The sequence below is a fragment of the Scrofimicrobium sp. R131 genome (assembly GCF_040256745.1).
Lineage (GTDB): Bacteria > Actinomycetota > Actinomycetes > Actinomycetales > Actinomycetaceae > Scrofimicrobium > Scrofimicrobium appendicitidis.
This window is the reverse complement of record NZ_CP138335.1, coordinates 2161028-2184838: the sequence shown is the minus strand read 5'-3', so window position 1 is coordinate 2184838 and position 23811 is coordinate 2161028. Positions and strand designations below refer to the sequence as shown.

Annotated in this window: 15 protein-coding genes; 12 read left to right on the top strand and 3 right to left on the bottom strand. The window is 64.7% G+C overall.

The features are described from left to right. Positions 1-16: 16 nt before the first annotated feature. Both SAC06_RS09995 and SAC06_RS09990 read left to right on the top strand, forming a co-directional pair. A complete protein-coding gene (locus tag SAC06_RS09995; protein ID WP_350258145.1) occupies positions 17-226 on the top strand; it encodes a cold-shock protein in 210 nt (69 codons plus the stop codon). A gap of 76 nt (positions 227-302) precedes the next feature. Then, on the top strand, positions 303-1265 hold the full coding sequence (locus SAC06_RS09990) for an acetylxylan esterase (protein WP_350258144.1): 963 nt from the start codon (positions 303-305) through the stop codon (positions 1263-1265). On the opposite strand, the gene SAC06_RS09985 is transcribed toward SAC06_RS09990, so the two are convergent. Then, positions 1245-2225 carry a LacI family DNA-binding transcriptional regulator gene (locus SAC06_RS09985; RefSeq protein ID WP_350258143.1) on the bottom strand — a complete coding sequence of 327 codons (981 nt, stop codon included), beginning with the start codon at positions 2223-2225 and terminating at the stop codon, positions 1245-1247. The two genes, SAC06_RS09990 and SAC06_RS09985, sit on opposite strands and share 21 nt — an antisense overlap. Positions 2226-2833: 608 nt before the next feature. Here SAC06_RS09985 and SAC06_RS09980 point away from each other — a divergent pair. From SAC06_RS09980 to SAC06_RS09935, 10 genes are all read left to right on the top strand, one after another. Next, on the top strand, positions 2834-4129 hold the full coding sequence (locus SAC06_RS09980; RefSeq protein ID WP_350258142.1) for an ABC transporter substrate-binding protein: 1296 nt from the start codon (positions 2834-2836) through the stop codon (positions 4127-4129). Positions 4130-4150: 21 nt separating this feature from the next. Further along, positions 4151-5173 (top strand): sugar ABC transporter permease, encoded by a 1023-nt coding sequence (locus SAC06_RS09975; RefSeq protein WP_350258141.1) that lies wholly within the window; start codon positions 4151-4153, stop codon positions 5171-5173. Further along, entirely contained in the window at positions 5170-6036 is an 867-nt protein-coding gene (locus SAC06_RS09970) for a carbohydrate ABC transporter permease (protein ID WP_350258140.1), read from the top strand. Before SAC06_RS09975 ends, SAC06_RS09970 begins: the two co-directional genes overlap by 4 nt. Before the next feature lie 24 nt (positions 6037-6060). Next, positions 6061-8379, top strand: coding sequence for a glycoside hydrolase family 3 N-terminal domain-containing protein (locus SAC06_RS09965; RefSeq protein WP_350258139.1), 2319 nt, complete (start codon positions 6061-6063; stop codon positions 8377-8379). Next, positions 8376-9833, top strand: coding sequence for a glycoside hydrolase family 43 protein (locus SAC06_RS09960; RefSeq protein ID WP_350258138.1), 1458 nt, complete (start codon positions 8376-8378; stop codon positions 9831-9833). Before SAC06_RS09965 ends, SAC06_RS09960 begins: the two co-directional genes overlap by 4 nt. Before the next feature lie 714 nt (positions 9834-10547). Beyond that, positions 10548-12539, top strand: coding sequence for a helix-turn-helix transcriptional regulator (locus tag SAC06_RS09955; RefSeq protein WP_350258137.1), 1992 nt, complete (start codon positions 10548-10550; stop codon positions 12537-12539). Between the two features lie 184 nt (positions 12540-12723). Further along, positions 12724-16506: an SdrD B-like domain-containing protein gene (locus tag SAC06_RS09950; protein ID WP_350258136.1), complete on the top strand. Its 3783-nt coding sequence runs from the start codon at positions 12724-12726 to the stop codon at positions 16504-16506. Between the two features lie 30 nt (positions 16507-16536). Then, positions 16537-18018, top strand: a complete 1482-nt coding sequence (locus tag SAC06_RS09945; RefSeq protein WP_350258135.1) for a SpaH/EbpB family LPXTG-anchored major pilin — start codon at positions 16537-16539, stop codon at positions 18016-18018. Between the two features lie 108 nt (positions 18019-18126). Further along, positions 18127-19182: a class C sortase gene (locus tag SAC06_RS09940; protein WP_350258134.1), complete on the top strand. Its 1056-nt coding sequence runs from the start codon at positions 18127-18129 to the stop codon at positions 19180-19182. 691 nt (positions 19183-19873) lie between these two features. Next, on the top strand, positions 19874-20614 hold the full coding sequence (locus tag SAC06_RS09935) for a class I SAM-dependent methyltransferase (RefSeq protein ID WP_350258133.1): 741 nt from the start codon (positions 19874-19876) through the stop codon (positions 20612-20614). Here SAC06_RS09935 and SAC06_RS09930 read toward each other — a convergent pair. Continuing rightward, a complete protein-coding gene (locus SAC06_RS09930; RefSeq protein ID WP_350258132.1) occupies positions 20611-23049 on the bottom strand; it encodes an ABC transporter permease in 2439 nt (812 codons plus the stop codon). The two genes, SAC06_RS09935 and SAC06_RS09930, sit on opposite strands and share 4 nt — an antisense overlap. Then, complete coding sequence (locus SAC06_RS09925) at positions 23046-23765, bottom strand: ABC transporter ATP-binding protein (RefSeq protein ID WP_350258131.1); 720 nt, start codon at positions 23763-23765, stop codon at positions 23046-23048. The genes SAC06_RS09930 and SAC06_RS09925 overlap by 4 nt, the downstream gene beginning before the upstream one ends. Positions 23766-23811: the final 46 nt, after the last annotated feature.

The window sequence follows — 23811 nt, the reverse complement described above, 5'->3', positions numbered from 1 at the left end:
AGAGGAATGCACAGTAATGACCACTGGCGTTGTCAAATGGTTCAACTCCGAAAAGGGCTACGGCTTCATCACCCCGGATGACGGGTCCGATGATGTGTTCGCCCACTACTCGAACATCCAGTCCAACGGTTTCCGTTCTCTCGATGAGGGCGAAAAGGTTGAGTTCGAAATCACCACCGGCCCCAAGGGCCTGCAGGCTTCGGAGATTGTTCGTCTCAACGGCTAATTAGCTCGCTGTAGACATCGCGAAGTGCCTCGGATCTCGGTCCGGGGCGCTTTTGCATAGAAAAGAGAGAAAACGAATGGCATTCTTTGATCTGCCCCTGTCCGAACTGGAAACGTATCGGCCCGCCGCCAATGAGCCGGCCGACTTTGATCGTTTCTGGAGCCAGACCCTGGCGGAGCACCCGTTTGACTCTTCGACGCTGACCTTCACCCCCGCCGCGCCGTACCTGCGCAGTGTCGCCGCCTACGACGTCACCTTTCGCGGTTTTGGGGGTCAGCCGATCCACGCCTGGTACCTGCAGCCGGTAGGCGGCCCGGAGCCGTGGGCCACGGTGGTGGATTTTCCCGGCTACGGCGGTGGGCGGGACCTGCCCGGAGAGCACCTGGAGTGGGTGGCCGCCGGTTACAACTACCTGCGGGTGGATGTTCGGGGCCAGGGCGGAAACTGGGGGTCCGGGGGCAGCACCGACGATCCGGGGCCGGCCGGCCGCGGACACCCGGGGTTCATGACCCGGGGGATCGAGTCGCCCGAAACCTACTTTTACCGCCGTGCTTTCGTCGATGCCCACCACGCGATCGAAGCTGCCGCCTGCCTGCCGGGAGCGGGACGAATAGTTGCCGCCGGCGGATCCCAAGGCGGGGCGCTGACCATTGCAGCCACCGCGCTGAACCCGCGGGTCTGGGCGGCCCTGCCCGACGTGCCGTTCCTGAGTTGCTTCCCCCGCGCGGTTGGGCTGACCAACGCGTTCCCGTACCAGGAGATCGTCGAGTACCTGTCGGTGAATCGCGACCGGGTTGAGCAGACGTTTGCCACCCTGGCCTACTTCGACACGGTCAACTTGGGGGCCCGGGCCACGGCTCCGGCCCTGTTCTCGGTGGGTCTGATGGACGAGGTGACCCCACCTTCGACCGTATTCGCGGCCAAGAACAGCTACGGTGGGCCGGCCGAAATCAAGGTCTACCCGTTCAACGGACACGAGGGCGGAGGCGGACACCAGGTCCGGGCCCAGATGGAGTGGCTAGCCGAGCGGCGCGGTTGATTCGCCCTGCACCAGGGCGGTCGACAACTCGATCCGACTGGGCAGGGAGGACTGGTCCAGCACCATCCGGGTGGCGGTCGCCGCCATCTCTTTCAGCGGCTGGTTGACGGTGGTCAAAGTGGGCGAGATCCAACTGGCCAGGGGAACGTTGTCGTATCCCACCAGGGACAGATCTTCGGGCACGCTCAGGTTTAACTCGCGCGCGGCTCGCAGGACGCCGAGCGCCTGGTAGTCCGAGCCGGCGAAGATCGCGGTCGGACGATCCGGCCGTGACAGCAGTTCCATCCCGTAGCGGTAGCCGCCGTCCAGGGCGAAGTCACCCCAGCGCAGCAGCGCCGGATCCCATTCCAGGCCGGCCGCCTCGTGGGCACTGCGGTAGCCCGACACCCGGGCCCGCGAACAGAGGTATTCCTGCGGCCCGGAGATGATCCCGATCCGCTCGTGGCCCAGGTCCAGCAGGTGCTGGGTGGCCACCAGGCCCCCGTGCCAGTTGTTCGAGCCCACCGTGGGCATGGTCGGGCCGACCTCGCCGTAGGTGTCGACCAGGACGAAGGGGATGTTTCGCGACTGGAGGCGGCGCTGCTGCTCGACGTCGATTTCGGTCAGCACCAGGATCACCCCGACGGGCTTGCGCTCCAACACGCCGTCGACCCAGCCGCTGCCGGGCTGGTGGCTGCCGCTCAGTCCGGTCAGGACGACCGACAGGTCTTCGGCTTCGGCCGCGGTCTGCACCCCCTGGATCACTTCCAGCGCCCAGGGGCTCTCGATCGTGTGCATGACCAGTTCGACGACGGACGAGGTGGAGCGGCCCGAGCCCCGCCGCTGGTAGTTGGCAGCCTTGAGGGCGGCCTCGACCCGGTTGCGGGTCGCGGGGGCGACGTCGGGGCGTCCGTTCAGCACCTTCGACACGGTGGGAACTGAGACGCCCAGTGATTCGGCAATGCTGGCGATGGTGGCCATGGTGCTCCTCGATCTGATAGCTGCTCCGATAGTATCGGGACGGACCTGGGTTGGCCATCGACTTGCGGCGCAAACCCTGTGAACTGGCACTCTTGCGGGGCTCGATCCTCACGATTGAGCCCGGAACTAGGCGGGAACTTGATTCCGACACCTTTCCGAAAACTTTCGAAACGACAATGGTAGAGGGTGGCCGAGCCGGCGGGGACCGGCTCGGGGAGGCGAGTCAGGTCGCCAAAGCTGGGCAACGAGGCCCAGAGTGCTCCCGGAGTGCGCAGCAGATCTCTCGATGTCGAGGCGGATTTGGGCCGCGATCCCGCCGGTGCTCGACCCGGTCAAACTGCGATAGCCGATCCGATAATATCGGAGTGTGACTTGACTAGAAACTGACCCTGACCAGGCCTTTGTAACCATTTCGTTACCTTAATGGACTAAAGATGCTTGACCTGGCCGGACCTAGTCGCTAGGTTAGACCCAACGATGTCGGATAAGTTTCCGATAGTTTCGATGACGAAACCGCCCGACTCGTTCCAGATCAGAGCCGACTGTCCACCAGTGTCCAGCTGTGAAGAAAGCGAGTAGCACAAATGAAGCGACAAACGAGAGCAACGATGCTCGCCGCGACCTCGGCCGCCGCGATGCTCGTCCTAGCTGCCTGTGGTTCGGGAGGTGACTCGGCCCCCTCGGGTGATGGCGGGTCTGCCTCCGGCGAAACCAAGAACGTCACCATGACCTTCTGGCACAACTCCACCACCGGTGAAGGCAAAGAATATTGGGAAAACACCGTCGCGGCCTTCGAAGAGGCCAACCCGGGTGTGAAGATTGAAATTCAGGCCATCCAGAACGAAGACATGGACGGCAAGCTGCAAAACGCGCTCCAGGCCGGGGACGCCCCCGACATCTTCATGGCTCGCGGTGGCGGCAAGCTGGCCGACGTGGTTCACGCCGGTCAGGTGATGGACCTGACCGACAAGATTTCGGCCGAAACCAAGGCTGCGGTGGGGGATGCTGCCCTCCAGGCCTTCAGTGTTGACGGCGCCGTCTACGGCATGCCGGTGGCTATTCTTCCCGGCGGGATTTTCTACGCCGAAGACCTGTTCAACGACGCCGGGATCACCGAGACCCCGACCACCGTGCCCGACCTGGAAGCGGCAGTTGAGAAGCTGCGCGCCACCGGGGTCGAACCGATCGCCCTGGGTGGGAAGGACGCCTGGCCGGCCGCCCACTGGTTCTACTTCTTCGCCCTGCGCGAGTGCCCCCGCGAGGTGTTCGACACCGACGGTGCCGCCCGTGAGCTGACCAACGAGTGCTGGACCACCGCGGCCCAGGACCTGCAGGCCTTCGCCGCCACCAAGCCCTTCAACGAGGGCTTCCTGACCACTCCCGCCCAGCAGGGGGCCGGCTCCTCCGCGGGCCTGGTTGCCAACCACAAGGCGGCCATGGAACTGATGGGTGCCTGGAACGTCGGCGTGATCAAGGACCTGACCCCGGACCAGCAGGCGCTGGCCGACCTGCGCTGGTTCCCGTTCCCCGAAGTTGAGGGAGGCAAGGGTGAGCCCGGCGCCATGATGGGTGGCGTCGACGGCTACTCCTGCTACGTGGATGCGCCCGCAGAGTGCGTCGACTTCCTGAACTTCTTCATGGGACAGAAATACCAGGAAGAGTACGCTCAGGCCTTCGCCACCCTGCCCGCCAGCAAGGACGCGCAGGGCGTGATCGAGGATCCGGCCATGAAGCAGATCCTGGAGGCCTACAACGAGGCTCCCTACGTGATCGTTTGGCTGGACACCATGCTCGGACAGAACGTCGGCAACGCGGTCAACGCGGCCGTGGTCGACATGCTGGCCGGCAACCTGGATCCCGCTCAGTTGACCCAGCGAGTCAACGACGCAGCCGCCAAGGGCTGAGCCTAGCCGGATCAAATGACAATGTCCCAGCAGCTAGCTCCCGCAGTGACTGCCCGGACCGGTGGACCGGACGTCGGGACTCCCGCACAGGAGTCCCGGCGCCGGTCCCGCCCTTCCACCCGGACCAGGTTGGAGATCGCAGTCCTCCTTGGCCCGGCAGTCCTCCTCTTCCTCACCTTCGTCATCTTCCCGGTCTTCATGGCCGCCTACTACGGGTTCTTCCGGTGGAACGGATTTGGCCCGGCGACGGACTTCATCGGTCTGCAGAACTACCGGGTGATCCTGACCGACCCGACCTTCCTGAACGCCCTCAAGCACAACCTGTTCATCGTGGTGCTGTCCCTGGTGTTCCAGGGCCCAATTGCCCTGGCCCTGGCGCTGCTGATGAACCGGAAAATGCGCGGACAGACCGCCATCCGGGTCCTCATCTTCGTGCCCTACGTTATTTCTGAAGCGATCGTGGGCGTGGGCTGGAGCCTGATTCTGTCCACCAACGGCGCCCTAAACGGGTTCCTGGCCAACATGGGCCTCGAAAGTTGGGCCCGCGACTGGCTCGCCAACCCGAACTATGCGATTTGGTCGCTGATGGTGATCCTGACCTGGAAGTACGTCGGCTTTGCCGTCGTCCTCTTCCTGGCCGGCCTGCAGGGAATCCCGACGGAACTGTACGAGGCGGCCGCCATTGACGGCGCCACCTTCTGGCAGACCCAGCGTCGGATCACCCTGCCCCTGCTCGGCCCCACCATCCGGATCTGGGCGTTCCTCTCGATCATCGGATCACTGCAACTGTTCGACCTGGTCTACATCATCTGGGGTCAGTACATTGCGGATACCGCCGGGGTCTCGACCATGGCCTGGTACATGGCCCTCAACGGTCGCCTCTCCGGCAACTACGGGTTCGGTAACGCCGTCGCCGTCGTCATGTTCATCATCTCCCTGATCATCGCCCTGGTTTACCAGCGCTTTGTCCTCAGCCGGGACACCGAAGGTGCCCTGACCGGGAACTCGGGGGACACCCGCCACCGAAAGCGAGGCCGCAAATGAGTGCTGCGACTGTCCGCTCGAACCGGGCCACACCCCTTTGGGGACACGGACGCTGGCCCAACTTCGGGGTCTACGCCCTGGCGCTGATCATCGTCTCCGCGGTGATCGCCCCGGTCCTGTACCTGGTGGTCGGCGGGTTCCGAACCAACTCTCAGATCACGGTTGACCCGGCCGGGTGGCCAAACCCGTGGCAGGTGGAAAACTACCGAGCGGTGCTCAGCTCGGGCACCTTCTGGGTGCAGATGGGCAACTCGCTGGTGGTCGCCATCGCCACCACGCTGCTGGTGGTGGTCCTGGGCCTGATGGCTTCCTACGCGCTGGCGGCCTACCGTTTCCGCAGCTCCGGGTTCTTCTACACCCTGTTCACCGCGGGCCTGATGTTCCCGCTGACGGTGGCGATCACCCCGCTGTACATCCTGCTGATGAAGATGCACCTGACCAACAACCTGGTTGGGGTGATTCTGCCGCAGGTGGCGTTCGCACTACCGATGACCGTCATCATTCTGGTTCCGTTCCTGCGCGCGATTCCGGCTGAGATTCGCGAGGCGGCCGAAATTGACGGGTGCTCCCGCCTCGGCTTCTTCTGGCGGATGCTGATTCCACTGGCCATGCCCGGGGTGATCACCACCGGCATCCTGGCCTTCGTCAACAGCTGGAACAGCTACATGTTGCCGCTGTTCCTGCTGAGCGATTCCAAGAAGTTCACCATCCCGCTCGGGGTGGCCAACTTCGCCTCTGAGTACTCGGTCGATACGGCCCGCGTGCTCGCCTTCACCTCCCTGGCCATGCTGCCAGCCCTGATTTTCTTCTCCCTGTTCCAACGGCGAATTGTGGGTGGGCTGGCCGGAGCGGTCAAGGGCTGATTTACCACTACGAATGGAGTAGCAGTGTCCGTTGATTCTGCCGTGCCCGCGGCATCCCCTCGGGTCCAATCCCTGCTGGCCGCTCTCACCCTGGAAGAGAAAGTCGCGCAGCTGGTCAGCTACTGGCTGGACCAGCCCGACGACGGGGTCGCGCCCCTGCAGGAGGACATGGTTAGTGCCGACGAGTACACCCGCGTGTCGGAGCACGGCCTCGGGCACCTGACCCGGGTTTACGGCACGATTCCGGTGGATCCGGTCGATCGGGCCCGGTGGCTGTGGGGAGAGCAGGAACGGATCCGGGCGGCCTCCGGACACGGAATCGGAGCGGTGGTGCACGAAGAGTGCCTGACCGGCCTGGCCGCGTGGCAGGCCACCACCTTCCCCACCCCGCTCGCCTGGGGCGCCTCCTTTGACCCGGAGTTGGTCGAGGAGATGGCGGCTCGGATCGGGCAGGACATGCGGGCTCTGGGCGTGCACCAGGGACTGGCTCCCGTGCTCGATGTGATCCGGGACCCGCGCTGGGGGCGAACCGAGGAAGCCATCGCCGAGGACCCGTACCTGGTGGGCACGATCGGGACCGCCTACGTCCGGGGCCTGCAGGGGGCCGGGGTCGACGCCACCCTGAAGCACTTCCTGGGCTACTCTGCCTCCGCCTCCGGGCGAAACCACGGACCGGTTCACGCCGGACCGCGCGAACTGCGTGACATTTTGCTGCCCCCGTTTGAGATGGCGCTGCGCGACGGGCACGCCCGGTCGGTGATGAACTCCTACACCGACATCGACGGCGTTCCGGTGGCTGCGGACCCGCACATCCTGACCGATCTGCTCCGGGGTGAGCTGGAGTTCGACGGCCCGGTGGTGGCCGACTACTACGCGGTGGCCTTCCTAGAGCTGATGCATCGGGTGGCCGCGGATCGCGAAGACGCTGCCCGCCAGGCCCTGACGGCCGGGATCGACGTGGAGCTTCCGACCGCGGACGTCTACCCGCTGCTGGTGGAGGCGGTTCGCCGCGGCGCCCTGCCCGAACACCTGGTGGACCGGGCGGTGGTGCGGGTCCTGACCCAGAAGGAACGCCTGGGCCTGCTGGACCCCGCGACCGATCTGCCCCCGGAAACGATCGACCTGGACAGTGCTCCGAACCGGCAGGTGGCCCGCCAACTGGCGGCCGAGTCGCTGGTGCTGGTGGCCAACAACGGGATCCTGCCGCTGGCGGCCCCGGGGCGGATCGCCCTAATCGGGCCGAACTCCGACTCGCACGAGCCGCTGATGGGCTGCTACTCCTTCACCAACCACGTGTTGGCTCACCACCCGGAAGTGGACCCCCACCTGCGGATCCCCACCCTGCGGGAAGCTCTCAGTGAGCGATTCCCAGAGGCGCGACTAGAGGTGGCCGAGGGGTGCCCGCCGGAGGGCGACTCGCCCGCCATCACCGCCCAAATCGCGGCGGCCGCCGAGCTGGCCCGGGAGGCCGACGTGATCGTCGCGGCGGTCGGGGACCGCTCCGGACTTTTTGGGCGCGGCACGGTGGGCGAGGGTAACGACGTCCACAGCCTGAACCTGCCCGGCCGCCAGCGAGACCTGGTGGAGGCCCTGGTTCGCACCGGCAAGCCGGTGGTGCTGGTGCTGCTGACCGGACGCCCCTACGCCCTTGACTGGGCGCTGGCCGGTAGTGACGGGGAGCTCCCAGAGTCGGCTCCGGCCGCGGTCGTGCAGGCCTTCTTCCCCGGTGAGGAGGGCGCGCCCGCCATCGCCGATCTGCTGGCCGGGGTGATCAACCCGTCCGGCCGCCTGCCCGTCTCCCTTCCCCGCGCCGCCGGCGCGCAGCCCTACACCTACCTGCATCCGGTGCTGGGGGGACCGACCGGCGTCTCCGCGGTCGATCCGACCCCCGTTCGGCCCTTTGGCTTCGGGCTCAGCTACTCGGAGTTCACCCACACCGACCTGCGGGTTCCCGCCCAGGTGCAGGCCGGGGCGCCCTTCACCGCCCAGGTGACCGTCACCAATGTCAGCGCGCGCGATGGCGTCGACGTGGTCCAGCTGTACGGGCAGGACCTGGTGGCCAGCGTGACTCGTCCGGTGGCCCAACTCCTCGCCTACCAGCGGGTGGAGGTCCCGGCGGGACAGTCCCGGACGGTCACGTTCACCGTGCCCGCCACCAGGCTGGCCTTTACCGGGCGCGACCTGCAGCGAATTGTCGAGCCGGGCACGGTGGACCTGTGGGTCGGCTCGGACTGCACCCGGCGCGAAACGGAAGCGCAGATTGAACTGACCGGCGAGGTCTACCGGGTGACCGGGGCCGATCCGCGCCTGGCCACCGCCACCGTCTCGGAGGGGGAACTGTGAGCGCTCAACCCGGGTCGCGCGTGCCGATCGTCAGCGGCTGGCATCCCGACCCGACCATCTGCCGGGTGGGGTCGCGCTACTACCTGGCCCACTCGTCCTTCGAGCTGTTCCCCGGGGTTCCGCTGTGGGTGAGTGAGGACCTGGTGCACTGGGAGCAACTAGGCAACGCTCTGACCCGCCCGGCTCAGTTCACCCCGGGCAGTTCGGCCCCGAACCGCGGGGTGTACGCCCCGACCCTGCGCCACCACGACGGCAGGTTCTGGCTGATCACCACCAACGTGGACGGGCCCGGCCAGCTGGCCTACCATGCCACCGACCCGGCCGGCCCCTGGTCGGATCCGATCCGGCTTTACGGGCTGGAGGGGATTGACCCGGACCTGGCCTGGGATGAAGACGGCACCTGTTATCTGACAGCCTGCACGTCTGCCCCCGGTCGCTACGAGATTTCTCAGGCGCGGGTGGACCTGCACGCGGAACAACTGCTGGAGGAGCCGCGGGTAATTTGGCGGGGGACCGGCCTGCAGTGGCCCGAAGGCCCCCACCTGTATCGGATTGGGTCCTGGTGGTACCTGCTGATTGCCGAGGGTGGGACCGAGCGCGGCCACGTGATCTCGGTGGCGCGAGCCGCCCGCCCGGACGGCCCGTTTACCGGCCACCCGCAGAACCCAATTTTCTCTCACCGCTCTACCGACCATCCTGTTCATTCGGTGGGCCACGGCGACCTGGTGCAGACCCCGGCCGGGGACTGGGCGATGGTTTACCTGGGTTCACGCCCGCGCGGCTACCTGCCCGGTCACCACGTGCTGGGGCGGGAAACCTTCCTGGCGGGAATCGACTGGGTGGACGACTGGCCGGTGGTGGTTCAGGACCGGTTCCAGCTGAGCGCTCCCGATCACTCGTTTACCGCTCGTTTTTCCGAGGGGAAGTGGCCTAGTCATCCGCGGTGGGTTTCCCCGGGGTTGGCCTTGGCCGACGTGGCCCGTGCGGAGGAAGCGGGCCTGGTGCTGGCCTCAGGCGAGGCTGAAAATGGGGCTCCCTCCGGGCTGGGTTTCCGGGTCCGCGACCTGCGCTGGACGGCGGAGGCGGACGTGCTGGCGAGCGAGTCGGCTGCCCTGCGCGTGCGGATGGACGAGCGGCACTGGGCTGAGGTTCGGGTGGCCGAGGGCCGGGTGGAAGCCCGACTGCAGGTGGGGCCGGCGGAGAAGACTGCCAGCGAGGCAATCCAGGGTGAGCGGCTGACCTTGATTTTGCGAGCGGTCGACTCGCTCACCGACGGACCGGACGACCTGGTCCTGGCGCTGCGAGATGAGGCCGGGGAGCGCGAGCTGCTGCAGGTGGATGGGCGCTATCTGTCCACCGAAACGGCGGGTGGGTTTGGGGGTCGGCTGCTGCTGGTGCACGCCACCGCCGGCCCCAGCCACCTGATGGAACTGCGGTATCAGAGCCAGGAGTGAGGTGAGGGTCACTCCCGGGACCGGGACTGGCAGTCAGGGCGCCAGATAGAGGGTTTTGCGCGCAAAAGTGCGCCCAGAGTGCCCTGCGGCCACCGTCAATCTGTCCTTGTCATTTGGCAGTAGCATTTGACCATGCAAAAACCGACCATTGGCTGGGAAGAGACCGCGAAGCAGTGCGTGGCGGCAGTAAAGGGTGGGACTAGTCTCGTTGTGGCCGGTCCGCACTACAGTGGAAGGACCGCCCTGCTGGAGTTGGTGGCTACTCTCCTCCAGGAAGAGGGGTGGCACACCCTGACGATTACCGGCTCTGCCAAACTGAAGGCGGTCCCACTCGGACATTTGCAGGCGTCTCTGCCCACTACTCGGCACTCTGGGGGCCGGGCAGCGATTGCCCAGGTGGCACAGGAGTTGCGCGAGGTACTAGACAATAGGCCGTTAGTCGTAATTGTGGACAATATTGAACACCTGGATGACGCTTCCTGGGGACTGTTGCAGTCAACCGCTACCGCTCACGGAGTTCCCCTTTTGGCCTCACGGGGATTGTCCCAACCAGACGCCGGGATGTCTGGGTTCGGCGCAGAAGTTAGGCTGACTCCGTGGCGCTTACCCTACGTGGAGCTGGCATTAGCCACGCGGCTGCAATTGACATTTCGCTCCGACACGGTCAGCCGTATCTTTTCAAAGAGTGGCGGCCTGGTTGGGTTGGCCTGTGCCATGACGGAAACCGCCATTCTGGCAGGGGTAATTCGCCCGGATGAGAACGATATCTGGTTTGCCTCCGGAGAACTGCATCACCCGGCCATGATGCCCTTGGTGGAAGCGTATCTGTCCGAGTTGGATGAGCAGGACCGGTCTGCTTTGGAACAGGTTGCCCTGGTAGGGTTCACCGATCTTGACATCGTTACCCAAATGGTGCCGGTGGAAGCGTTGGCCCGCTTGGAGCAACGCGGACTCCTGGCGGTTACGCACAGTGAAGGACGCCACCTGGTGTCGGTGTTCCCTCCGCTCATTGCGGATGCAATCCAAATGAACCTTCCGTTCACTCGCCGCCTCAGCTTGACCAAGAACCTGCCCGAGGGTTTTGACGAGAGAAAGCTGACTGTCCCGAATCCCCCCGAAAGTTCCTCGCGCAATCCAGTAACGGCAGCAACGGGAGCCCGGCTTTTCCAAGAACGCTTGAAGGCTCGAGTGGCTGCGGCCCGCCTGGCTTGGTCCGCTGACCCGGGACTGGCCAATACCATCAGGTATATCGTGGCCATGCTGCCCACCCCCACCGAACACGACACCATTGACCGTTTGCTCACCAACACCGATCCCACTGACGGTAACCCTCATGACCGAGTTCGATTCAGCAAGCTTCAGGCCCAATGGATGGCGGTAAAACACCGGGACCTGGACGGTGCGCTCACACTCCTAGCTGACCGCCATGAGCCCGGCAATGTTTACTCTGGTCTACTAGATGTAATGGCTCTCCAGCTTGAGACGATGCTGCGCGCGGTGCCCGAGGACTTTGCCACTCGGCTGGAGCTGGACGAGTCGCTGCCACGGGAAGTCGTCGATGAGACTTTGGAAGCACAGGTGTTTGTGCTATTGACGTTGGGTCGGATTGCCGATGCTCGGTCTACCCTGACTCGCATCTCTTCAGACTGGCTCGACCAGGTGGACACTTCGGCCCATTGGCTGCACGGGATGGTGCTCCTGGCGGAGGGCCAGTTTCAAGAGGCCCAACGGTGGGCTCGCACTGCGATGGATGCTGCTTTTAGGGATCTGCACTATGACGCATTTTTCGATCACGGATACCTGCTGATTCTTTCGTGCGTCTTCCACGGCGCCTACGGTGAAGTATCTAAGGTGGCGTCGGAACTATTTGGAGTGGGTGAACCCAGTGTGCTGCGCCCAAACACAAACTTGGCGCTGCTGACGCTGAGTCTGATGATCGCAGTTCGGCGGGGCAACGTCGGAATTGCCGAGCGTGTTCTGGCCAGCGTGAACTCATTGCCGATGGCGATTGGTCCCTGCCTAGGACAGTCGCGAGCCATGGCGGTAGCTCAGTACGACGCTTTCAACGGAAACATGAACGAGGCAATCGAAGGGATCTGGCACGAGGGGGAGCGCAGCTGGGAGCGGGGGTTCCGCTTTGTCGCCTGCCAGCAGTTTCTCATGAGCGTGGAGATGAAGGCATTGCCGGCCCGGCTGGAGCGCGTGACAGAAGCCATGAGCCAGATCGACGGAGAGTTTTTGGCGAGCTTCTACGACTTCATCCTGGCGCGAGAGTCCCGCGATGCCGAACGCCTGGTCGAACTTGCTCCGCGGCTGGTTGCGGCCGGACGAACTTCGGTTGGAGCTGTGGCCCTGGAAGTGGCGAAAGAGATAGCCGAGAGTCGGGGACAACGCGACCTGGCAAGGCACGCTGGAGACCTGATGGAGGAGCTTTTTCCTAATCTGAAAGATTCCCCCAAAGAGGCACGCCGGTTCCGGAATGCAATTGTGGCTCTGAGCAAGCGCGAGTTGGAAATTGCTCGGATGATCGCGGAGGGCTTGACCAACCCGGAGATTGCCTCTCGGCTGGTGATCAGTGTGCGCACAGTGAAGAGTCACGTGAACCGCATTCTGAGAAAGACTGGGGCCGGTACCCGGCTAGACCTAATTGCTCTAATGAATGACGAGGATGGCCGGGGCAGATATTTCGCAGTCCTGGACGAGTAGGTTCTTCCCTCTAAGTTGGATTTTGTCCTCCACCTAGCACCAACTTTTTTTGCGGGGGGGGGGGGGGTAGCTGCACTTAACCCACGCCCGGCTCCACGCTAAATCGTTGGAAATATACGTACCTCTAGGGTTCGGCTTGGGACCATTGGCTCGCCGAAGTGTCCCCAACCCGAGTAGGTATCCTTTGAAGCGCTCGTTTGCGACAGTCTCGCTGGCCACCGCACTGATTTTGAGCAGTGCAGCGATGGTGCAAGCTGCCCCGGCCGCGCCGGTGGAGCCAGCTATCACTCAGGCACTGACCGGCCCTGATTCTCAGTCGGGGAAATCGTCGATTGGGGTGCACCAGCTGTTGTCGGCCATCGACCAGTCTGAGCTGATCGGGAGCAATGACCAAATAGAGCCAGAACAGGCCGGAACCGGCCCGGACGAGTTTCCGATGTCCGGAGCTGAGCCCGACCCAATGGAGGCACCAGTTGCGGACCCCGCAGAGTCTGTCGAGCTCGCCCAGAGTGAAGTTGAGGGTCCGGTTTCAACCCCGGTCGGGCGCGCTACCAATCCTCAAATTGGCGATTATTCCTGTCAGGTGCCCTCGGACGTGGTGCTGGACCAGCACTGGGGGCCGGTGCCCAACCAGCCCTATCAGGGCTTGTACCGGGGAACCAATCGTTCGAAGAACATTGTTATCGATCCGAACAAGCTCTACGCCACCTCAACAACCGTTCGGAACCATGATTCGCGCCCTGTGACTGAACTGTCCCCCTCCGACGCAACCGGTACCTTCCGCAGCACGCCGGCTGCAATTGGCAATATGACCGGCCCCAACTATTGGAGCGCTAGTTCATCCGATCTCACCACCATGGCCATTGACGGCGGGGCCAATGGTGCCCGGGTGGGCAAGTCCTACCTCTGGAGTTGGGCCGAGGCCAGCCTAACCGGGTCACCCGCCCTGGTTTCCAGTCTGCCCCCGATTGGAACGGCCAGATCCAACTCTATTTCTATCGCCGAGGTGCTCAACAACTCGGATGGTGCCCTCACCAACAATGTGCATCCCAATCGGATCTTCTTCGTCCCGAAACCCACCTCTAGCAGCTATCGGTACTGGTCGGGTGGCGAGGTGGACCAGCGCACCGGGTACCTTTACCTGACCTCCGGTGAGGACTCGACCTTAGGTAACACGTTTCGGATGATGATTTTCGATCCGGCAACTGGCAACTATGCCGAGTCCGGTGTGATGCAACCAAAGACCCCAGCCGATCACTCGCTGTTTAATGGCCGGTTCCCCGCCTCCGACATGGCAATTGACGGGAGGGGAGATGCCTACGTGTTGGTGGCAGACGTACCGACTCCCAATCCGGGCACCGGTGTCTCCCAGCAAACCACCTGGTTGGTGAAAGTTGAGTACCGACTGGGGGGAGGCTGGATCTATTCCGGAGTGATGCCTCTTTGGGGGAAAACCGGGTCAACCTACCAGCGGATCTACGGCACCAACACCTGGGGGATGGCGTTTTACGAGGGGAAACTCTATCTCTCAGGAGTAAACCAACCCGGCGTCGGTGGGGGGCAGGCCTACACCTTTGCGGCGGATCCCCTGACCGGGCTCACCACCATGGTCCCCGGGTCAGCAGGTGCTTCCATTTATGATTTAGCGTCGGCTCAGATGGCTGCCGTGTTGAACGGTACTGTTTACCGAGATCTGAATCGGAACGGCGCCCAGGATGCGAGCGAGCCCCCGCTAGCGGATCAAACAATCCAGTTGTACACCGCGGATGGGACCGTAGTGGGCCAACAGACTACGAACATGAGTGGCGAGTACTCTTTCCTGGTCCCTCCGCCCTCGTCCGATACCACCTACTATGTGCGGCTGGTGCAGCCGCAGGTGACGGTGGGAGCGACCGCGGTCAATGCCGTCCAAACCGGGATTACCTTCTCTACCCTGTGTGGGATCGACCGTGTCCAGGTGCAGTCCTACGGACAGAACCTGGCTCCATCGACCGCTCCGTCCCGCTCGGGATCCTACATTGATTATCCGAAGCAGACTCTGGGGGCCACCAACGGGTCGCAGATTTTGACCCCCTCACAGATGGTGCTGGCGGCCCAGTATCAGGTACAGGCCGGCAGCGATGATGTCACCACCGTAAATTTCGGGGTTAGCGTTGAGGGATCTTGGGGTGATGCGGGCTTCCGGTCGACGATTGCCCAGGATGGTCCACGCCACCTGAACGCGGTCAATGCGGGGGATGAACCCATGGTGTACCTGGGGGAGAACCCCGGATGGTATACCGATGGTGCCACTAACAACTCCCACTCGGCTACCGACGACGGGGTGAAAGCTGCCTGGCGAGGGGATGGCGATCCAGGTGACCCAGAGACCTGGGTGATGTTTGACCCGGAACAGCGCGTCTATGCTCTGGGCACCAACTACAGTTTCTACGCGACGGTACAGGGCGAGCGTGCAGCGAACTCTACCGTGCGGGCGTGGCTGCAAAATCGCAATACCTCCAGTTTCCCCTCCACAGTGACGGCCAGGGCGTCGGGTGGATCCGCAGAGCTGCGAGTAATGGTTCCGTCGACTCCAGCCCTCTCTTCAAGCCAGCACTATCTGCGAGTAAACGCCACCTCGTCTGGGAATCAGTTGGATACGGATCCGTTCAATAATCAACCCGGCAGTACCGGTCCCTACGCACCCGCGAAGGGATCGGCGGCCTCGCGTGCCAGCGACTGGGTTATTGATGGAGAAACTGAAGACTATCGACTGACGCTGGCGAATGCGGCCCTGCACCTTTCTGCCCAGGGGGCGCCGGGAACCTACGGGTTCACACTGACCAATGTGTCCTCCGCTGCTCCCAGCTCCACCTCCGTGACCGGGGTGATTCCTTCCGACGGCAGTTTGCAGTTTTTCAGCTCCCACGCCGTCAATAGCGTCTCTGCCATCACCAACATCACTTTGAGCCTCCCGGCTGGGGTCCGCGTAGTGGGAGCCGTTGAGCTATTGGATGTAAACGGCAATGTTGTGGGGGAAGCCAGCTACTCCCGAAACACGAACCAACTGTCGATTCCGACTTCGGTGTGGAGTACCGCTCGGGACTTGACCCTGCGCCTGACCACGGAAGTGGAACTGAAAGTGCAAGCAGTCAAAGAGGTGGCCACCAATGATTACGGCACAGGTACCAGCCCGGTGATCCCGGATCACTTCGAGATTGTTGCTACCGACACCGATGGGCAAGAAGTCATCCTCAACGGAGGGACCCCGATGGTACTGGATCGAGATCGAACCTACACCATTTCGGAAAGGGTGGCGCCGGGCGCCCCAGACCAGGCGAACTTCTACCTGGACGCAGGGCTGACCTGTACGGATGGATCTGGGGGCGCCCTGCCTGCGGGCATGTTTGATCCGGAGGCGCGGACCATTACCCCCGACAAGCTGACGCCGACGGTTAAATGCACCTGGCGGAACCAAGCCGCGGAGGCCACCCTGCTTCCGGCCCGAGTTGGAGGGACCAGTGCCGGCTCGGGTTGGCAACTGCAATTGCAGGCCGCGGAAGCCGCTTTCGATGCCAACCTGACCGAGACGGCCGCCAACAGCCTGATCCGTCCGGGGAAGTACGACCTGTCGGTGGGTTCGGTGCCGACTGGAACCCAGGTGGCCGGGGTAGAACGGCTGAACCTGGACGATCCCACCTGCGCCCCTTTGGCCGAGACCCTGACCAATATCCCACCTGACTGCTGGCTTCCGCTCAGCGGGACCGGACTGAACGGTCTGACCCTGGCGGCCGGAACCCACGAGGTGTTCCGACTGGTGGCGGTGGCTGGGGAGGAGCTGCCGGCATTGCCGCTAACCGGCGGCCTGGGTGCCTGGGTCTTTGCGGTCCTGGGTGGCGGGGGCCTGCTGGCGGCCGGAGCCCTCTCCGGATATCGACGGTGGCGAATAGCTTCTGCTGGGACCAGTGCCCCGCAGGCATCCGATTAGCAAGTGTGAGAAAAAATGAAAGGAAGTTCCTTGAAGAAAACAAGTAAAATGACTGCGATCCTGAGCGGAGCAGTCCTGGTGGGCGCGGCCGGACTGGCCGTGTCGGTGCCGGCACTGGCGGCCCCCGGCGACGGTGGCACCGGTAGCTTGACCGTGCACAAGTTCGAGCAGCCCGGTTCCGGTGATTTCGGCCCGGCTGACGGTACCCAGATCACCCCTCCGCAGGGCGCACTGCCCGTGGGTGACGTGGGCTTCACCGTCTGTTCGGTCACCGGTATCGACCTGGCGGTGCCTTCCGATTGGGACCGGCTCAAGGACCTGGTCGGGACGGTGGACAACAACGGTGACTTAGTGGTGACCGAAGGGGGGAGCCCGGTTGCGGTGAGCTGCCAGGCAGAAGTGAGGACAGACGTCGATGGGGAGGCCGCCTTTGCCAGTCTACCGGCGGACCGGGCCTATTTCGTCTACGAGTCGACCCCGGCCGACAACTCCCTGTACGCGATGATTCCGACCCTGGTGACCGTGCCTTTCCCGGGCAATGGGACCGGTGCGGCGTGGAACTACGACGTGCACATCTACCCGAAGAATGCTCTGGTTGGTTCAGGTGCGACCAAGAACGGTGAGATCATCGGCTCGGACGTCACCTTCGACATCACCGTGCCGATCAACAACCTGGGCCTGGATGACAACGGCAATCAGGTTCTCTACACGCAGTTTGTGATTACCGACCAGCTGTCCTCTGCGCTGACCTACGGGTCCTCGTCGGTCCAGTTGCTCGACTCGAATGGTGATGAGGTAACTATGACCGCGGGCACGGATTACACCCTGGCTGAGTCCGCCGGCCTGGTGACCCTGACGATGGTCGACCCGGCTGGCCTGGCCCTACTCGATGCCAACATTGGCGGCAAACTGGTGCTGACCATTACCGCTGACGCCAACGGTACGGGTGACACCTCGAACACCGCGACCATCACCATCAACGGTAAGGGAAATGATGTCTCCGTTGTCGATCCAGAGGAGTTCTACAGCGGGGCGTACATCATGAAGGAGGCTTCGAACCGCGGGGCCACCGCCAATGTGCCGCTGGCCGGTGCCGGCTTTGAGCTGTACACCAAGGCTGGGTTGACGAGCTGTCCTGCCTACGATCAGCTCGCTGCCGATGCAGAGATGAAACAGGTTGACTTGGGTTCCAATTACGTTTCCGGCACCGACGGGAAGACCCCCGAGTTGGTCCTAGCCAAGGGCTCCTACTGTGTCTACGAGACCGTGGTCCCGGCGGGCTACAAGGGCGCGATTGGTGGGGCACTGCTCGACGTCCAGGCCGAAGGCGCCAACCTCACGGTGGTCAACACCCAGGTTGGTTCCGATGAGGGCGACCTGCCCTCCCTGCCCGTCACCGGTGCTCAGGGCCGGGTCCTGCTGGCCATCGCCGGGGTTGGTTTCCTGACGATCGCCATGGGCCTGTACCTGGTCCGGCGCAACCGGCAGCGCGAAACCGAATCGCAGCAGTAAGGCGACTCTGGTAGTTGAATAGCAGGAGGGGAGGGGCCCGGCTCGGTCGGGCTCTTCCCCTCCAAAGCTGTCAGCCGGGCCGCAGACATTTTGGAGGAGACCATCACTTTGGCAGGAACAGCAGTGCGCACCCGGACCGCCGGCCACGCAGCAGAATCGACGCGGCGCCGGTGGCGGTTTAGCCTGTTCAACACCCTGATTGCCGCGTTTGCCCTGTTCGGGCTCGGCGCGCTGATCTACCCTTCGGCGGCCAGCTGGGTAACGCAGTACAACCAGTCCAACGTGATTGTCGACCAGGAGCGGGCCGACCGCGAGTCGGGGGCGGCCGCCGCCCGGGAGAAACTGGCGGAAGCCCGCGAATACAACCGGCTGCTCAGCGGGGTGGCCCGCTATCAGGCCGGCTCTAACATTGCCGAGGGGATTGGGACCAGCTCCAGCGACTTCGACTATTTTGAGATGCTGAACAACGACCCGACCGGGATGATGGCCCGACTCAAAGTCCCAGCCATCAACCTGGACCTACCGGTCTACCACGGCACCTCCGACGCCACCCTGCTGCGGGGGGTAGGTCACCTGCAGGGAACCGCCCTTCCGGTGGGAGGGGTGGGCACCAGGTCGGTGCTGACCGGCCACTCCGGCCTGGCCAACGCGACCATCTTCACCCACCTGGATCGGGTGAAGGAGGGCGACAAGATCGTGGTGGAGGTGCTGGGCGAGGTTCTCACCTACCGGGTCAGCGAGATCCGGGTGGTACTCCCAGACGAGTCGATGTACATCAAGCCCGAAGCCGACCGGGACCTGCTCACCCTGGTCACCTGCACCCCGCTGGGAATCAACACCCACCGGATCCTGGTCACCGGGGAGCGGGTGCACCCCACCCCGGCCGAGGACCTGGACAATCTGGGGAAGGGACCGGAGGTTCCGGGCTTCCCCTGGTGGCTGGTGATCCTGGTTGGAGGCACCCTGCTGACCGGGCTCTGGTACTGGCGCGCCGGCTACCCGCCTCGGCCCAAACGCCGACGCCGGTCCGGCCCGAACTCAGGTGCCCGCCGAGCCGCCGCGAGCGTGCCGGCCCAGCCACCGGTCCCGTTTCCTTCCCGCCAGCGGCATCACGCCGAACAGCAGAATCAGGGCCAGAAGCACGGCAAAGCCGCACATGACTGAGGGGATCGAGTTGTCGACGTGCGGGTCAATCAGCGCGACCAGCACGGTCGGCAAAATGAAGACGACGTAGCCAACGGCCAGCCATCGCAGCGCCCATTTTGTCCGCTGGTCCGTGGCCCGGTGAGCCCACCACAAGCTGAGGACGGTGCCCACCGCTAGGAACACGTAGTAGTAGGTGCCGTAGAGCCACATGGCGTCGTTGTGCGCCTCAATGAAGACGTAGTTGCCGTAGCATTTCTCGCCGTCCACCGCCCAGTGGTTCAGCCCCCAGTAAAAGACGAAGGCGAAGCAGAGACCGTACATGATCAGCTGGGCCCAGGGGGCGCGTTTCCCGGCGATGGCCAGGGCCAGGCTCACCCCGAGCGGGGGCAGCATCGTGATCGACATGTAGCCGATCTGGGCCCAAGCCTGGTGCGAGATCAGGTTGTCCTCGCAGATGAGGAACTCGGCCAGTTGGAAGGTGGCCAGGAACACCAGCAGCGCCACCGTCAGCCAGCCTACCCGGTTCAGGCGGTAGCGGGCCGCCACCCAGACGGCGCCGAGCCCCTCAATCAGCATGGTTACCAGCATGGCTTCGGGCGAGAAGCAGCCCACTGGGAATCGGCGGCGCGGGTTCATCGGCCCTCCTGCGGTTTGGGGTGTACACAGGGTAAGCCCATCCGCCCCAACTTGCAGGGGTAAAATCGCTCCGATGGAACCGACGCCCGCCACCCCGAACCCGTACGCCCAGGCCGACCCGGACCTGTATCACCGGGTGCGCCCCGGCTACCCGGAGGCGGCCCTGGAGGCACTGCTGACCCGGGTGGGGCCGGTGCGGTCGGTGGCGGACATTGGGGCGGGCACCGGGATTTTCGCCCGCCAACTGCTGGACCTGGAGCCGCAGGTGCGGGTCGAAGCGGTCGAGCCGGCCCCGGAGATGCCGCGCGGGGCTCCCACCCAGCCGCGCCTAACCTGGCACCGGGGCACGTCCGAGGCGACCGGCCTGGCCCCCGCCAGCGTGGACCTGGTGGTGTGGGCCCAGTCCTTCCACTGGGTGGACCGGGAGAGGACCGGCCCGGAGGCGAGCCGGATCCTGGTTCCGGGTGGGCATGGCGCCATCATCCAAAATCAGATGGAGGTCGGGGAGCCGTGGGTCCACCGGCTGAGCCGGATCATGCGTTCGGGCGATGTGATTCGGGCCGACTGGAACCCCCGTCTGCCCGGGTTTAAGACCCGTCTGGTTCAGGTCTTTCCCTGGGTGCAGACCCTGACGGTGGACGAGGTGATGGCCCTCGCCCGGACCCGCTCCTCCTACCTGGGGTCGGGGCCGGCCCGCCAGCGCCGGATGCAGGCCAACCTGAACTGGTACCTGCGCGACCATCTGGCCTATCCAAAAGAAGGTCAGGTGCGAATTCCGCACCTGACCTTCCTGTGGATCCTGGATCCCGCCTAGTCCACGGCGAGTGCCTCCACCGGGCTGGTTCGACCAGCTTTGCGTCCCGGCCACCAGGACGACAGGGCGGCGGCCACGATGGCTAGGGCCAGCACCAGGACGATTTGCAGCCAGGGGATATCCAACTGGGCGGCGGCCACCTCCATCATCACCGCCACGGTCCCAATCCAACCGAACAGGATCCCCGCACCGACCCCGACCAGGGCGGCCGTGAAGGAGATCAGCACCGCCTCCCAGGTGAGCATCCGCGACACCTGCCGCCGGGTCATCCCAAGGGCGCGCAGCAACCCGTTTTCGCGGGTCCGTTCCGCCACCGACAGGGCCAGCGTGTTGGAGACCCCCACCAGTGAGACGACGACCGACACCCCGAGCAGGGCAACGACCACGGTTAGGATCATGGTGATCATCTCGTCGAACTGAGCCCGGGTGGAGGCGGCCCCGCCGAGGCTCCAGCTCTGATCCAACTTGCCGATCGCGTTGGACACGGTTCGGTAGTCAGAGGTGGAATCCAGCTGCGCCAAAATGGCCTGCATCTGGGGGGTGACCCCCGCGCCGAGCCGGTCCAGGGTCGCCTGGCTGACGCCGGCCCGCCCGTCCTGGGCCAGCCAGGACGTGTCCACCAGCGCCTCCAGGTCAGCGCAGTTCTGCGCCACGCAGACGTTCACGGTTTGCCCGGATTCCAGCCCGGAGGTTTCGGGCACCAGGACCCGGCCGTCGCCCAGCGGCTCACCCTGAGTTCGGGCCACCCGGTCCGAGGCGTCCACCCCGTAGAGGGTGACCGGCTCCCCGTCCACGCTCGCGTCGGCCAGGCCCCATTCGGGGGCGGTCTTGGCCACGCCGGGCAGGTCCGTCACCGCCTGCACGTCGGCCTCGGTCAGCTCCCCGTTCGAGGAGGTGATCACCAGGTCGGTAGCCAGGCGCGAGTCTAGCTCCCGGTTCATGGTCAGGCTGAGGGACGAGGCTCCCACCAGCATCATCACGATCAGGCTGACCCCGATGAAGATGGAGACCCCGGTGGCGGCGGTCCGACCCGGACTGCGCTGGGTGTTGCCGGTGGCGAGTTGTCCGAGGGTTGAGCGCATGGGCGCCCCCACCCAGGCCACCAGGCGCGGGAACACCGCCGACAGGAACAGCGTCAGCCCCACCAGGGTGGCCATTCCGCTGACGATGGCCAGGCCCAGGCCGGCGGTGCTGTGCCAGTTGGCGGTAATCGCCATCACGGTTCCGGCCGCGATCGACACGAAAGCTCCCAGGCTGAGGCGAACCCACCAGCCGCGGGTGCGCTCGACCGGCTCCACCGCGGCGGCCGTGAAGGCGGTCAGGGGAGCGACCCGCCCCACCTGCAGCGCGGGGCGCAAGCCCGCCAGCACGGTGACCAGCACCCCGAGGACAAAGACCAGGAACAGGGTCAGCCAGCTGGCCGAGCCAAACGCCTGCGTCAGGGAGGGCAGCAGGCCAAACCCGCTGATAGCCAAGGCGGACGCAATCACGCCGACCGCCACCCCCAGGGCGGAGGCCACGACCCCGACCAGGAGGGACTCGACCAGGATCAGCCGGCGCACCTGGCGGCCGGTGGCCCCCACGCAGCGCAGCAACCCCAGTTCCCGCTGGCGCTGGCGGACCAGCACCTGGAAGGTGGTTGACACGACGATGATGGCCACCACGATGGCGATGGCCGGGAACACCATCAGGGCCAGGCTCATGCCCGAACTGGCCAGGTTGGCTTCGGCCAGGGCGGCCTCCACCGCCTCCTGCTCAGTTTGGACGGTCAGCTCGTCGGAACTGAGGGCCGCTCGCACGGCGGCAGCCACCTGCTCCTGCGTGAACCCGTCCGAGCCGACCACCAGGTAGGTGGAGGCGTAGGAGTCGCCGCTGAGCTGGTGGATCCCGGCCGGGGTCATCAGCGCGTCAGAGTTCACGGAGGCCGGGGAGTTCCCCTCCCCGAAGATCCCGCTGACCTCAACGTCCAGCGAATGCCACTCGGTGTAGGGGTGAATCGTCAGCCGGTCACCTACCGTCAGGTCCAGGGCGCTGGCCAGCTTGGCATCGAGCGCAATCTGGTTGGGGTCGGTCGGGAGTTCCCCCTGGGACAGGTGGGGCCGGAACAGGGGCTCGGGAAGCACCCCGGCGATGCTGCCGAACTGCTGGCCGGAGCCGCCAAACTGGGCGTAGGTGTTCAGGGCGGGAACCACCAGTTCCACCCCGGGGGTTCCGCTCACCTCCTCCACCACGTCGGTGCCGGTCCCCTCCCGGTCTTCCACCACCGCGGAGGAGCCGCGATACTGGTCGGCAAACGAGTTGCCAATGGACGTGCCCAACGCCCCGGACAGCATCAGCACCGCCACGACGAAGACCACGGCAATGAAGACGGCCAACCCGGTGGCCAGGTAGCGGCGACCGTGCGTGCGCAGGTTGGCCTGAACCAGTTGCTTCATCGAGACACCGCCTCGATCTCTTCCACGCCGGGGCGATCCAGGTCGGCCACGATCTGGCCGTCACGCACCACCAGCACCCGGTCGGACTGGGCGGCGGAAGGGGCGTCGTGGGTGACCATGATGACGGTCTGGCCCAGCTGATCCACCGCGGCGCGCAGCAGGCGGAGCACCTCGGCCGAAGAGTGCGAGTCCAAGTTCCCGGTCGGCTCGTCGGCCACGATTACCGCCGGGCGGGACACCAGGGCCCGGGCCACCGCCACCCGCTGCTGCTGGCCGCCCGACAGCTGGTGGGGCCGGTGCGAAAGCCGGTCGGTTAGTCCGAGGGCCGCCACCACCTGGTCAAACCATTCGGCCGCGACCTTCTGGCCGGCCAGGGAGGGAGGCAGCAAAATGTTGGCCCGCGCATCCAGGGTGGGAACCAGGTTGAAACTCTGGAAGACGAAACCGATCCGGTCGCGGCGCAGGCGCGTCAGCTGGTCGTCACCCAGCCCGGTCAGCTCCACCCCCTCCAGCCGAATCGAGCCGGCGGTGGCGACATCCAACCCGGCCAGCAGGTGCAGCAGGGTGGATTTGCCCGAGCCGGACGGGCCCATGATGGCGGTGAACGCGCCGGGGTAAAAGTCGACGGAAACCTGATTCAACGCGGTGACGGCGGCCTCACCGGTGCCGTACGTTTTCTCGACCTGCTGGAGGCTGACGATGGGGGGCTCAAGCATGCTGAAACCTTTCTTTGATGAGAACAGTTTCATCATGGCACGACGA

Coding starts and splice junctions, on each gene's coding strand:
- SAC06_RS09955 (WP_350258137.1), top strand. CDS start 10,548: ATGACGGAAACCGCCATTCTGGCAGGGGTAATTCGCCCGGATGAGAAC.
- SAC06_RS09975 (WP_350258141.1), top strand. CDS start 4,151: ATGTCCCAGCAGCTAGCTCCCGCAGTGACTGCCCGGACCGGTGGACCG.
- SAC06_RS09980 (WP_350258142.1), top strand. CDS start 2,834: ATGCTCGCCGCGACCTCGGCCGCCGCGATGCTCGTCCTAGCTGCCTGT.
- SAC06_RS09930 (WP_350258132.1), bottom strand. CDS start 23,049: ATGAAGCAACTGGTTCAGGCCAACCTGCGCACGCACGGTCGCCGCTAC.
- SAC06_RS09935 (WP_350258133.1), top strand. CDS start 19,874: ATGGAACCGACGCCCGCCACCCCGAACCCGTACGCCCAGGCCGACCCG.
- SAC06_RS09970 (WP_350258140.1), top strand. CDS start 5,170: ATGAGTGCTGCGACTGTCCGCTCGAACCGGGCCACACCCCTTTGGGGA.
- SAC06_RS09925 (WP_350258131.1), bottom strand. CDS start 23,765: ATGCTTGAGCCCCCCATCGTCAGCCTCCAGCAGGTCGAGAAAACGTAC.
- SAC06_RS09985 (WP_350258143.1), bottom strand. CDS start 2,225: ATGGCCACCATCGCCAGCATTGCCGAATCACTGGGCGTCTCAGTTCCC.
- SAC06_RS09995 (WP_350258145.1), top strand. CDS start 17: ATGACCACTGGCGTTGTCAAATGGTTCAACTCCGAAAAGGGCTACGGC.
- SAC06_RS09990 (WP_350258144.1), top strand. CDS start 303: ATGGCATTCTTTGATCTGCCCCTGTCCGAACTGGAAACGTATCGGCCC.